The sequence below is a fragment of the Phycicoccus sp. CSK15P-2 genome (genome assembly GCF_016888005.1).
Lineage (GTDB): Bacteria > Actinomycetota > Actinomycetes > Actinomycetales > Dermatophilaceae > Phycicoccus.
Map to the genome: position 1 here is coordinate 27,155 of NZ_JAFDVE010000031.1, position 12,003 is coordinate 39,157.

Below are 12,003 nucleotides of genomic sequence, written 5' to 3' on the forward strand. Positions count from 1 at the left end.
CCGACGGTCACGGCCGGCTGTCATGATCCCCCGCTCGTTACCCATCCGACCGGGGAGGCACACCCCCGTCTCGGAGACTGGTTCCGGTCTGCTCCAACCGCACTCGACGTCGCCGGACGACACGGTTCGGCCGCCTGACGCTCGGGTGCCACGGCCTCCGTCCCGCTCGGCGGCCGCACGGCCGCAGGTGACGGCCTGCAGGTGGCCCCAGCCGGGCGCCTCGCGGTAGGTCCTCGGCTGTCGACCGCGACCCTCGTGAGCGCCGTGCACGAGCCCCCGGGGGGCCGGGGTAGGTTCCGACCTGTCCGGAGCGGACGATGCATCGCGCCGCGCCTGAGGATCACAAGATCCTATATTTGACACTTAAGAGCTACTAGAGGATCTTTTCTGATACCTGAGAGAGGTGGATGATGGCTGGCGCGATACGAGGACGCACCCCTGTTGCGGTGACGCGAGCGCTGGATGGTCTGGGACGTGACCTGACCACCTGGCGCAAGCTGCGCCACCTGACGGTCGAGCAGGTCGCCGACCGTGCCGGTGTCAGCCGCAGCACCGTCCTGCGCCTCGAGAGCGGACGGGGAGCGTCGGTGGAGAACCTGTTGCGGGTGGCTCGCGCGCTGGGCGTCCTGGAGCTTCTGGCCAAGGCCCTCGACCCGTACGCCACCGATGTGGGCCGCCTCCGCGCCGACGAAGAGCTCCCGGCGAGAGTGCGGCCTCGCGGAGGCCACGGGTGAGCGCCGTCGAGGTCTGGGTGTCCGTCGCGGGCGTCGACGTGCGCGCCGGCACTCTGTACTCTCACCGCCGCCGCGGCGGCGGCGCCGAGAGCGCCAGCTTCACCTACGCCGCCGAGTACCTCGCGGACCCGCGCGCCTACTCCCTGGAGCCCGGACTACCCCTCGAAGCCGGCGCCCACCAGAGCGTCATCGGTCATCCGACGTTCGGTGCGTTCGGGGACTGCGCCCCGGACCGATGGGGCCGGACTCTGGTCGTGCGGCGCGAGGCCGCCCAAGCCCGAGCCGAAGGCCGCGAACCGCGCAGCCTCGGCGAGGCCGATTACCTCCTCGGGGTCCGCGACGACCTGCGACAGGGCGCGCTGCGTTTCCGCCGCGCAGACGGGCCGTTCGAGGCGGTGGAGGAGCACGGTGTCCCCGCTCTGACCGACCTGCCCGAGCTGCTCGACCTCGCTGCTCGAGCCGAGACGGACTCGGCGGACCTCTCGGATCTCCAACGCCTCGTCCGCGTCGGCAGCTCCCTCGGCGGGGCAAGGCCCAAAGCTCACGTTCGCGACGCCGACGGCAACCTCGCCATCGCCAAGTTCCCCAGCGCCGCGCACGACACGTGGAACGTCATGGCGTGGGAGAAGGTCGCGCTCGAGCTCGCCGCCCGGGCCGGGATCACCGTTCCGGGGAGCACCCTGCTCGACCTCGCCGGCCGCGCCGTTCTCGTCGTCGACCGGTTCGACCGGGCCAGCGGCGCCGACGGTGGGGCTATCGGCCGGGTCGGCTACGTCAGCGCGATGACGATGCTCCGGTCCACCGACGGCGAGCACGGCAGCTACCTGGAGGTGGCCGAGGCCATCGAGACACGCTCGTCACGCGCGACCGCCGACCTGCGCCAGCTCTGGCGCCGCATCGTGTTCTCCATCCTCGTCTCGAACACCGACGACCACCTGCGCAACCACGGATTCCTCCACGCGGGTGGGGACACCTGGCGGCTGTCCCCGGCGTTCGACCTGAACCCCGACCCCGAACCGGGACCCAAGCACCTGAGCACGACCATCGACCTGGGTGATGACACCGCCAGCATCCCGCTGGCGCTCTCCGTCGCGGACTACTTCCGCCTCGACGCCGAGGAGGCCGGCGCCATCGTCGCGCAGGTCAAGGCGTCCGTCTCACAGTGGGCCACGGTGGCTCGCCGTTGCGGCCTGTCCTCGCAGGAGATCACCGCCATGTCATGGGCGTTCGAGGCGCACTCCGCGCGCACGTCCAGATAGACGCAGCGGCCACGCGGGTCCGACCCGTGGGGAGCCGGTGCTGCCCCGGGCGCCCGCCCGGCGCGGACCGACCGCTCTCCTCGCCGGTGACGTGATCTCCCCAGATCGCCGTCGTCGCCGGTGTCGTTGATCGCGAGGTGCTCCATGAAGGAGTCGGGCGCGGCCCCGTGCCGGTGCTCCTCGCCGGGCGGGCACCACACGGTCTGGCCGGGGTACAGCTCGACCTTCTCACCGCCGCGGGGCTGCACCCACGCGACGCCCGCGACGACGTGCGGGGTCTGGCCCTGTTCGACCTGGCCCGGCAGTCGTCGACTACGACGACATCGCGCGCGACGCGGCGGCGATGCTCCGGCTCGAGGCGGGGCGCGCGCCGCACGATCCCACCATCCGCCTGGTCCTCAACGACCTGAAAGACGAAGGGCTCCTGAAGCCGCAGGGCACAGGACGCTCGGCCGTGTGGTTGCGTGTGACCACGTAGGTCTCCTCTGTCATCGACGGGCCACCGGACCGCCGAGCGCCCCTACCAGCTCCAGGTCACCCACTCGACGCCCACGTCACCTCGCGTGGGCCGGACGAGTGTCACCGACTCCGGGCCGGTCGCGGTCGGCCCACCGATCGGGAACGCCAGTCGACTGTCGCCGGAGTCCAGGGCCACGTACTGGCCGTCCACGACGGTGAGCGCCCCCACCGTGCGCCCGATCAGCGACACCATCGAGGACGGCCCGGCGCTGTGGCTTCCGATCCTTCCGAACGGCTTCGTCCGTCCGGTGAGGACCACGTGTCCCATGTGGACCTCGACGACGTCATGGCGGAAGAAGATCCCCGTGATGCGCAGGCCGACCACCTCCGCGCGCGCTGCCGCCACCGGGTCATGTGAGTCAGGATGCGCCACAAGGACATTGTCGCGCCTGACGGTGAACCGTGGGTGCGCATCTCGCCGGTCATCGGCGGTTCCGGACAGATCTGGTGCCGCGGCGACCTGCACCGCACCGCTCGCACCGGCGCCCTCTTCACCCACGGGACGTCAGACGGCGTGACGCCTCAGCTCGGCCTTGGCCAGGGCGTTCTTGTGCACCTCGTCCGGGCCGTCGGCGAAGCGCAGCGTCCGGTTGCCGGCCCAGGCCGCGGCGAGGTCGAAGTCCTGCGAGATGCCGCCCGCACCGTGCACCTGGATCGCCTTGTCGAGGATCCACTCGACGGTCGCCGGGGTGGCGATCTTGATGGCCTGGATCTCGGTGTGCGCGCCCTTGTTGCCGACGGTGTCCATGAGCCACGCGGCCTTGAGGACGAGCAGCCGCAGCTGCTCGATCCGCACCCGCGACTCGGCGATCCAGTCCCGCACCACGCCCTGCTCGGACAGCGTCCGGCCGAAGGCCACCCGCTCCGACGCCCGGGCGCACATGGCCTCCAGGGCCGCCTCCGCCACCCCGATCGCGCGCATGCAGTGGTGGATCCGACCCGGACCCAGCCGGGCCTGGGCGATGGCGAACCCGGCGCCCTCCTCGCCGACGAGGTTGCCCGCCGGGACCCGCACGTCGTGGAACGCGAGCTCGGCGTGCCCGCCGTGGTCGCGGTCGTCGTAGCCGAAGACCTCCATCGGCCGCACCACCTCGAGCCCCTCGGCGTCCCGCGGCACGAGGACCATCGACTGCTGGCGGTGCCGGTCGGCGTCCGGGTCGGTCTTGCCCATGACGACGAAGACCTCGCACTCCGGGTTCATCGCCCCCGTGATCCACCACTTCCGCCCGCTGACGACGTACGAGTCGCCGTCCCGCCGGATCGAGGTGGAGATGTTCGTCGCGTCGGAGGAGGCGACGTCCGGCTCGGTCATCGCGAAGGCCGAACGGATCCGGCCCTCGAGCAGCGGCGCCAGCCAGCGCTCCTTCTGCTCGGGCGTGCCGAACATCGCGAGCACCTCCATGTTCCCCGTGTCCGGCGCCGAGCAGTTGAGCACCGCCGGAGCCAGCCGCCCCAGCCGGCCGGTGACCTCCGCGAGCGGTGCGTACTGCAGGTTGGTCAGCCCCGCCCCGTACTGCTGCCCGCCGGTCTCACCCGGCAGGAAGAGGTTCCACAGGCCACGCCGCCGAGCCTCCGCGCGCAGCTCGTCCAGCACCGGCACGGTCGACCACGCCCACGGGTCGTCCAGCTCGAGCATCTGCGCCTCGAACGTGGCGCGCGCCGGGACGACGCGGCCGTCCATGAACGCCAGCAGCTCGGTGCGCAGCTCCTCGGTGCGGTCGTCGAGAGCGAAGTCCATCGCGGGCTCCTTCGGTCGTGGGGAGGACAGGACGGGGTCAGGGGGAGGACGACAGCGCGTCCAGGCCGGCGGCGAGCAGCGGCTCGACGACCGCGCCGACCCCCTCGAAGCCCTCGCCGACGGTCTGCCCGGCGAGGTAGCGGTGGTGGATGCCCTCGAGGATGGCGGCGAGCTTGTACGCGGCGAGTGCGACCCGGAAGCGCAGGTCGACCGGGCCGAGCCCGATGGCGTCCGCGTACCGGACGAGCATCTCGGCCTCGCTCAGGTGCCCCGGCGCGCTGACGGCATCCGCCACGGCACCGGGCGCGAGCTGCGCCAGCCGACCGTAGAGGACGAGCAGCGCGAGGTCGGTGAGGGTGTCGCCGAGGGTGGCCATCTCCCAGTCGATGACGGCCGCGATCCTGTCCCGGTCGTCGGTGAGGCAGTTGTCGAGCCGGTAGTCGCCGTGGACGATGCCGGGACGCGAGTCCCGCGCCGCGGCCTCGACGCCGTCCTCGAGCTGCTGCGCGAGCCGCGCCTCGAGCGGCCGCTCCGTGGTCAGCGAGCGCTTCATCTGGGTGCTCCACCGCCCGACCTGCCGGACGAGGAACCCCTCCGGCCGGCCGAAGTCGGCGAGCCCCACCGAGGCCGGGTCGACCGCGTGCAGCGCCGCGAGCGTGTCGACGAGCCGCTCGCTGAGTGCTCGGGTGCGCTCCGCGCCGAGCACCGACAGCTGCTCGGCGGTGCGGTACGGACGGCCCGGCACGTCCTGCATCACGTAGAAGGGTGCGCCGACCACCGCCTCGTCCTCGCACAGCGCGTACGTCTCGGGCACCGGGACCGCGGTGGGCGCCAGCGCCGAGACGACCCGGTGCTCGCGCGGCATGTCGTGCGCCGTGGCCAGCACGTGCCCGAGCGGCGGACGGCGGACGATCCACGTCCGCTCGCCGTCCCCGACCCGGTACGTGAGGTTGGACTTGCCGCCGGCGATGTGCACCACCTGCAACGGCGCTGTCCCCGTGAGGGTCGTGGCGTGGTCATCGTCGAGGTGCACCCGCCACCACGCGGTGAGCGCGGCGGGGTCCAGGCCCGGCGGGGTGCCGGGCTCGGCGGGAGCGTCGGTGGTCACGGGACGACGATGCTGATGACCTCGGCGACGCAGGCCGGCTTGGCCCCGCCGTCGATCTCGACCGTCACCTTCGTGCGCACCTGGAAGCCGCCGCCGCCCGGCTCGACGGACAGCAGCTCGACCCCGGCCCGCACCTGCGACCCGACCGGTACCGGCGCGGGGTAGCGCACCTTGTCCGAGCCGTAGTTGACCCCCATCCGGATGCCCTCGACCGTGTAGACCTGCCACACGAGCATCGGCACGAGCGACAGTGTGAGGTAGCCGTGCGCGATCGTGCCGCCGAACGGGCCGTCCTTCGCGCGTTCGGGGTCGACGTGGATCCACTGGTGGTCGCCCGTCGCGTCCGCGAAGGTGTCGACCTGCTCCTGGGTGACGGTGTGCCACGGCGAGTGCCCGAGGTGGGTGCCCGCGGCGGCCTGCAGCTCCTCGACGCCGGTGAAGGTGCGCACCCCCGGTCAGCCCCTCGGCCCGCCGGCGACGTACAGCACCTGTCCGGAGACGAACCCGGCGCCCTCGCTGCAGAAGAACGACGCGGCGTGCGCGATGTCGGCGGGCTTGCCGGTGCGCGCCACCGGGATGGCCTTGGCGTTCGCCTCGACGAAGTCGGCGAACGACATCCCGACCCGCTCGGCGGTGGCGGCGGTCATGTCGGTCTCGATGAACCCGGGCGCGATCGCGTTCGCGGTGACGTTGTAGCGGCCGAGCTCGAACGCCAGGGTCTTCGTGAGGCCCTGCATCCCGGCCTTGGCCGCCGCGTAGTTGGCCTGGCCGCGGTTGCCGAGCGCGCTCGTGCTCGACAGGTTGACGATCCGGCCGTACGTCGCCTCGACCATGTGCGCCTGGCAGGCGCGGCTCATGAGGAACGCGCCGCGCAGGTGGACGGTCATCACGGCGTCCCAGTCGTCGGCCGTCATCTTGAAGAGCAGGTTGTCGCGGATGATCCCGGCGTTGTTGACCAGGACGGTCGGCGGGCCGAGCTCGGCGGCGATGCGCTCGACGGCGGCGGTGACGGCCGCCTCGTCGCCGACGTCGCAGCCGACCGCGAGGGCCCGTCCGCCGGCGTGGGTGATGTCGTCGACGGTGCTCTGGCAGGCGGCCTCGTCGAGGTCGACGACGGCGACGTCCATCCCGTCGGCGGCCAGGCGGCGGGCGACCTCGGCGCCGATGCCGCGGGCGGCTCCGGTGACGACGGCGGTGCGGGGGGTGCTCATGCGGGATGCTCCTGGGGTGTCGGGGACGGGATGGGTCCGGGCCGGTCAGCCGGGGTCGGCGACGTACGCGACGCGTCCCACGGTCTCACCGTCGGCGAGGCGCTGGACGCCGCCGGCGAGGTCGGCCAGCGATAGGCGCTCGCTGACGAGGGGGGCGACCACGCCCTCGTCAGCGAGGCGACTGAGGTCGGCGTGGCACTGCTGCACGGCCGCGGGGTCGAGCCGCGTGTACAGGCCCCAGTGCAGGCCGAGGATCGAGTAGTTCTTGACGAGCGCGTGGTTCAGTGCGGCCGACTGGATCTCGCCTCCGGCGAACCCGACGACGACGATGCGTCCCTCGAAGGCGATGCACTTGGTGGACCGCTGGTAGGTCTCGCCGCCGACCGGGTCGTAGACGACATCGGCCCCGCGGCCCCCGGTCTCGGCCTTGACGACATCGACGAAGTCCTGCTCGTGCCGGTCGACGACGACGTCCGCGCCGAGCGCGCGGGCCACCTCCGCCTTGGCCGGGCCACCGACGACGCCGATGACCCGGGCGCCGGCGGCCGTGCCGAGCTGGACGGCGGCGCTGCCCACGCCACCCGCGGCGGCGTGGACGAGGAGGGTCTCGCCCTCGCGCAGCGCCGCCCGGCGGTGCAGGCCGAACCATCCGGTCTGGTAGCCGACGTACAGCGACGCGGCCTGGGCGTCGTCGAGGGCGTCCGGCGCCGGGAAGGACGTCCGGGCCTCCATGACGGCGAGCTCGGCGAACCCGCCCGAGGGCAGGACGGCCGCCCCGAGGACGCGGTCGCCGACCGCGAAGTCCTCGACGCCGTCGCCCACCGCGACCACCTCGCCGCACAGCTCGACACCCGGCGTGAACGGCAGCTCGGGCTTGACCTGGTAGGTGCCGCGGCACATGAGCACGTCCGGGAAGTTCGCCGACGACGCGAGGACGCGGACGACGAGCTGCCCCTCGGCGGGCGAGGGGTCGTCGACGTCGACGAGCGTGAGGACGTCCCGCGGCTCTCCCGGCCCGCTGACCTGCCATGCCTTCACCGGCTGCTCCCTTCCGAGACGGAGGCGCCGAAGCCCGGGCCGGCCAGCACCCCGGCGTCCTCGAGCTTGCGCTGCAGCCGGTTCATCCCGGCCAGCCAGCGGTCGGGGTCGGTGGCGCGCGCGGCGTAGTACCCGCCGACCTCGGGGTGCGGCAGGACGAGGAAACGGTCGTGCGAGAGGGCCTCGAACGCCAGGTCGGCGACCTCCTCCGGGGTGCGCGCGGCGTCCCGGCTGAGCAGGCCCTGCAGACCGGAGGCGTTCTCGAGCATCCGGGTCTGCACACCCTGCGGGCAGACGGCCTGGACCACGACGCCGCGGTGGCGGTACGTGGCCGACAGCCACTCGGCGACGGCGACCGCGCCGTGCTTGGTCACCGAGTACGTGGGGCTGCCGAGCATGGTCAGCAGGCCGGCCGCGGAGGCGGTGACGACGTAGCGCCCCGAACCGCGCTCGACCCACCGGGGGACGAGGAGCCGCGCGGCTCGGACGTGCGCCATGACGTTGACCTCGTGGGCGGCGTGCCAGTCGTCCTCGGTCGAGTCGAGGCCGTCGCCGCGGTCGATGCCCGCGTTGCCGAACCAGACGTCGACGTCGCCGAGACGGTCCCGGGCCGCCGCGACGAGGGCGCCGACACCGTCCGGTGAGGCGACGTCCCCGGCGACGGCGAACGCGCCGGTCTCGGCGGCGACCTCGCCCAGCGCCTCGGCGTCGACGTCCGCGACGACGACCCGCAGACCCTCGGCCACGAGCTTCGTGGCGATCGCCCGGCCGATGCCGTGCGCCGCGCCGGTGACGACCGCCCCGGCGCCGTGACCGCCGGTCATCCGACGCCGCCCGTCAGGGTGACACCACCGTCGACGACGAGCGTCTGGCCGGTGAGCCACCCGGCGTCGTCGGACAGGAGGAACGCCACGACGCCGCCGATGTCGTCGGGGACGCCGAGCCGCTGCAGCGGGTACTGCGCGGCCACCTTCTCCTCGCGCCCCTCGTACAGGGCGCGGGCGAACTGGGTCTTGACGACGGCCGGCGCGACGGCGTTGACCCGGATGTCCGGGCCGAGCTCGACCGCGAGCGCCTCGGTGAGGCTGACGAGTGCGGCCTTGCTCGCGCCGTACATCGAGATACCGGGGGACGGCTTGACGCCCGCGACCGACGAGACGTTGACCACCGAGCCCCCGTGCTCGCCCATCCAGGCGGCGTGCGCGGCCTGGGTCCAGCCGAGGGTCGCGACGACGTTGACCTCCATGATCTTGCGCGCGGCGTCGAGGTCGAGCTGGACGAGAGGACCGTAGGAGGGGTTGATGCCGGCGTTGTTGACGAGGAGCTCGAGGCTGCCGAAGGTCTCGACCGCGGCGGCGACGGCCGCCGCCCGGTGCTCGGCGTCGTCCGCCCTGCCCGCGACGGCGAGGGCGTGCTCGGCGCCGCCCAGCTGCGCGACGGCCTCGTCGAGCGCGTCCTGCTTGCGTGCGGTGAGCACGACCCGGCCGCCCTCGGCGACGATCCGCTCGGCGATGGCGAGGCCGATGCCGCGGCTGGCGCCGGTGACCAGCGCCGTCTTTCCGGCCAGCCGCTGAGGGCTCGGCGCGGGGCTCATGACAGCCGCTCCACGACCATCGCCATGCCCTGTCCGCCGCCGACGCACATCGTCTCGAGGCCGACGTGGCCGTCGGTGCGGCGCAGGCCGTTGAGCAGGGTCGAGGTGATCCGCGCGCCGGTCATCCCGAACGGGTGGCCGACCGCGATGGCACCGCCGTGCACGTTGAGCCTGTCCTCGTCGATGCCGAGCTCGCGGGACGAGCCGAGGACCTGGGCGGCGAACGCCTCGTTGAGCTCGACGAGGTCGACGTCCTCGATCGTCATGCCGGCGCGGGAAAGGGCCTGACGGGTGGCGTCGACCGGGCCGAGGCCCATGATCTCCGGCGACAGCCCGGAGACGCCGGTGGAGACGATGCGGGCGAGCGGGGTGATGCCGAGCTCGGCGGCCTTGGTGTCCGACATGACGACGACCGCGGCCGCGCCGTCGTTGAGCGGGCAGCAGTTGCCTGCGGTCACGGTGCCGTCGGGGCGGAACACCGGCTGCAGCTGCGAGACGGCCTCGTACGTGACACCGGCGCGCGGGCCGTCGTCGCGGTCGACGACGGTGCCGTCGGGCAGGGTGACCGGGGTGATGTCGGTGGCCCAGAACCCGTCGGCGATGGCCTGCTCGGCGCGGTTCTGGCTGCGGACGCCCCAACGGTCCTGGTCCTCGCGCGAGATGCCGTTCCGCTGCGCCACGTTCTCGGCGGTCTGGCCCATCGCGATGTAGATGTCCGGCAGGTCTCCGCTCTCGCGTGGGTCGGCCCACGTCCCGGCCCCGCCCTGGGCGCGCTTGTCGGTCCGGGCCTCGGCGTCGGCGACCCGCGGGTTGTGGGTGCCGGGCAGGCCGTCGGCACGCCCGGCCCCGTACCGGCTGACCGTCTCGACACCGACCGAGAGGAACGCGTGGCCCTCCCCGGCGCGGATGGCGTGCATGGCCATCCGGGTCGTCTGCAGCGAGGAGGAGCAGTAGCGGTTGACGGTGGTGCCGGGGAGGTGGTCCATCCCCGCGAGCACGGCGACGGCGCGGCCGAGGTTGTGCCCCGCCTCGCCCGCGGGCTGTCCGACGCCGAGCATGAGGTCGTCGAGGTCGGTGCGGTCGAGCTGGGGAACCTGGGCGAGGGCGGCCTCGACCATCTGGACGGCGAGGTCGTCCGGGCGGACGTCGACGAGCGACCCCTTGCCGGCGCGTCCGATCGGTGAGCGTGCGGTGGCGACGATGACGGCCTCGGGCATGAAACGCCTTTCCTGTGAATGACTAAGCGCTCGTTCAGGCATAGCCTTGCCGCCGAACCGTCCGAGGTCAAGAGGTGAGAGGAACGCCACGATGAGCCAGCCCAGCCGTGGCACCGCGCGCACCGAGGCCACCCAGGACCGGTTGTACCGGGCCGCGGTCGAGGCGTTCGCCGCGAAGGGCTTCCACGGCACGAGCACGAGGGACATCGCGGCCGCGGCCGGGATGTCTCCGGCGGCGCTCTACGTCCACCACCGCTCGAAGGAGGAGATCCTGTTCCGGATCTCGCGGCGTGGGCACGAGTCGATCCTCGCGGTCGTCCGCTCGGCACGGGCGTCGACGAGCGAGCCACGCGAGGCTCTTCGGGCGGTCGTGCGGGAGTTCGTCGCCTACCACGCGCGCAGCCACACCTCCGCGCGGATCGTCAACTACGAGCTGGCCGCGCTGGACGCCGAGCACCGGGCCGACATCGAGGGTCTGCGGCACGCCATCGACGCCGAGGTCCAGGGGCTCGTCGCGGAGGGCGTGGCGGCCGGTGTCTTCGAGTGCCCCGAGCCGCGGATCGCGGCGGCGGCGCTCACCTCGCTCGGCGTGGATGTCGCGCGCTGGTACCGCGAGGACGGGGGATGGACTCCCGAGCAGCTGGGCGAGCACTACGCCGACGTCGCGCTGCGCGTGGTGGGCGCCGTGCCCGAGGGCTGACGCTGCCGCTGAGGGCTGACGTGGCTGAAGGGTCTGTCGCAGTCGGCGCCGCACCTCTACCGTGGAGCCACCGCGGACGACGCAGGGAGGCGTGCCATGGCGGACACCGACGAGCGGAAGACCCGACCGACCGGCGACGACGTCGAGGCCTACCTCGCAGCGGTCGCGGACGAGCGCCGGAGGGCGGACGCCGAGGAGGCGCTGCGGATCGTCCGGGAGGTGACCGGCACCGAGCCCGTGATGTGGGGGTCCACGATCGGGTTCGGCCGGCAGCCGTACCGGACGTCCGACGGCAAGGACCGCGAGTGGTTCGCCGTCGGGCTCGCCGCGCGGAAGGCGGCGCTCACGCTGTACGGGTTGACGTTCTACGGCTCGAACGCCGAGCTGCTCGAACGGCTCGGCCCGCACACGACCGGCAAGGGGTGCGTGTACGTCAAGCGGCTCGCGGACCTCGACGAGGCGGTGCTGCGCGAGCTCGTCGCGCACGCGTGGTCGACGAACCACGACCCGGACTGACGCCGCTGGGCGCCGGGTGAACGGCGGAACCTCCCGTCGCCGGGCGACCGCAGAACCCGGGGTCCGGCCCGGGACGTCCACATGCTCCGAATCCCGGGCCACCCACCCGCAGACCCCAGGTCCGACCCGGGACGTCCACATGCTCCGAATCCCGGGCCACCAACCCACCCACCCACCCGCCGGCCCGCCTCCCGGCGCAAACGTACGTCCGCACCGGATGCTGAGCCGGTGGTCCGTCTCGCGGCTCACCTCCCGGTGCACATGTACATGTGCACCGACTCCTGAGCCGGTGCGTCTTCTCGCGGCTCACGTTCCGGGGCATGTGTACGGATGCTCCGAAGCGTGAGACGTGGGCGGGGCGCCGTGTTC

The 12,003-nt window shown here is 73.0% G+C and carries 13 protein-coding genes; 4 read left to right on the top strand and 9 right to left on the bottom strand.

Translation table 11 applies throughout. The annotated features are described in order from the left end of the window. Positions 1 to 446: 446 nt before the first annotated feature. Positions 447 to 734: a helix-turn-helix transcriptional regulator gene (locus tag JQN72_RS16655; protein WP_307812785.1), complete on the top strand. Its 288-nt coding sequence runs from the start codon at positions 447 to 449 to the stop codon at positions 732 to 734. Next, entirely contained in the window at positions 731 to 1,993 is a 1,263-nt protein-coding gene (locus JQN72_RS16660) for a type II toxin-antitoxin system HipA family toxin (RefSeq protein WP_204136259.1), read from the top strand. The genes JQN72_RS16655 and JQN72_RS16660 overlap by 4 nt, the downstream gene beginning before the upstream one ends. Positions 1,994 to 2,513: 520 nt before the next feature. Here the strand turns inward: JQN72_RS16660 and JQN72_RS16665 are convergent. From JQN72_RS16665 to JQN72_RS16705, 9 genes are all read right to left on the bottom strand, one after another. Next, positions 2,514 to 2,858, bottom strand: a complete 345-nt coding sequence (locus tag JQN72_RS16665) for a hypothetical protein (RefSeq protein ID WP_204136260.1) — start codon at positions 2,856 to 2,858, stop codon at positions 2,514 to 2,516. 159 nt (positions 2,859 to 3,017) lie between these two features. Continuing rightward, on the bottom strand, positions 3,018 to 4,250 hold the full coding sequence (locus JQN72_RS16670) for an acyl-CoA dehydrogenase family protein (protein WP_204136261.1): 1,233 nt from the start codon (positions 4,248 to 4,250) through the stop codon (positions 3,018 to 3,020). A 37-nt stretch (positions 4,251 to 4,287) separates the two neighbouring features. Further along, positions 4,288 to 5,358 carry a phosphotransferase family protein gene (locus tag JQN72_RS16675; protein WP_307812786.1) on the bottom strand — a complete coding sequence of 357 codons (1,071 nt, stop codon included), beginning with the start codon at positions 5,356 to 5,358 and terminating at the stop codon, positions 4,288 to 4,290. Next, entirely contained in the window at positions 5,355 to 5,807 is a 453-nt protein-coding gene (locus JQN72_RS16680; protein WP_204136262.1) for a MaoC family dehydratase, read from the bottom strand. The genes JQN72_RS16675 and JQN72_RS16680 overlap by 4 nt, the downstream gene beginning before the upstream one ends. A gap of 6 nt (positions 5,808 to 5,813) precedes the next feature. Next, positions 5,814 to 6,569 carry an SDR family oxidoreductase gene (locus tag JQN72_RS16685; protein WP_204136263.1) on the bottom strand — a complete coding sequence of 252 codons (756 nt, stop codon included), beginning with the start codon at positions 6,567 to 6,569 and terminating at the stop codon, positions 5,814 to 5,816. Positions 6,570 to 6,614: 45 nt separating this feature from the next. After that, the gene (locus tag JQN72_RS16690; protein WP_204136264.1) at positions 6,615 to 7,607 is read right to left on the bottom strand and encodes an NADPH:quinone oxidoreductase family protein; all 993 of its coding nucleotides are present in this window, start codon (positions 7,605 to 7,607) and stop codon (positions 6,615 to 6,617) included. Beyond that, positions 7,604 to 8,431, bottom strand: a complete 828-nt coding sequence (locus JQN72_RS16695; protein WP_204136265.1) for an SDR family oxidoreductase — start codon at positions 8,429 to 8,431, stop codon at positions 7,604 to 7,606. The genes JQN72_RS16690 and JQN72_RS16695 overlap by 4 nt, the downstream gene beginning before the upstream one ends. Continuing rightward, positions 8,428 to 9,201, bottom strand: coding sequence for an SDR family oxidoreductase (locus JQN72_RS16700; protein ID WP_204136266.1), 774 nt, complete (start codon positions 9,199 to 9,201; stop codon positions 8,428 to 8,430). Before JQN72_RS16700 ends, JQN72_RS16695 begins: the two co-directional genes overlap by 4 nt. Continuing rightward, positions 9,198 to 10,418, bottom strand: a complete 1,221-nt coding sequence (locus JQN72_RS16705; RefSeq protein ID WP_204136267.1) for an acetyl-CoA C-acetyltransferase — start codon at positions 10,416 to 10,418, stop codon at positions 9,198 to 9,200. The genes JQN72_RS16700 and JQN72_RS16705 overlap by 4 nt, the downstream gene beginning before the upstream one ends. Positions 10,419 to 10,509: 91 nt before the next feature. Here JQN72_RS16705 and JQN72_RS16710 point away from each other — a divergent pair, with 91 nt between their 5' ends. Together JQN72_RS16710 and JQN72_RS16715 are read left to right on the top strand one after the other, a co-directional pair. Then, positions 10,510 to 11,118: a TetR/AcrR family transcriptional regulator gene (locus JQN72_RS16710; RefSeq protein ID WP_204136268.1), complete on the top strand. Its 609-nt coding sequence runs from the start codon at positions 10,510 to 10,512 to the stop codon at positions 11,116 to 11,118. A 96-nt stretch (positions 11,119 to 11,214) separates the two neighbouring features. Next, positions 11,215 to 11,634 carry a DUF1801 domain-containing protein gene (locus JQN72_RS16715; RefSeq protein WP_204136269.1) on the top strand — a complete coding sequence of 140 codons (420 nt, stop codon included), beginning with the start codon at positions 11,215 to 11,217 and terminating at the stop codon, positions 11,632 to 11,634. The last annotated feature ends 369 nt before the right edge of the window (positions 11,635 to 12,003 follow it).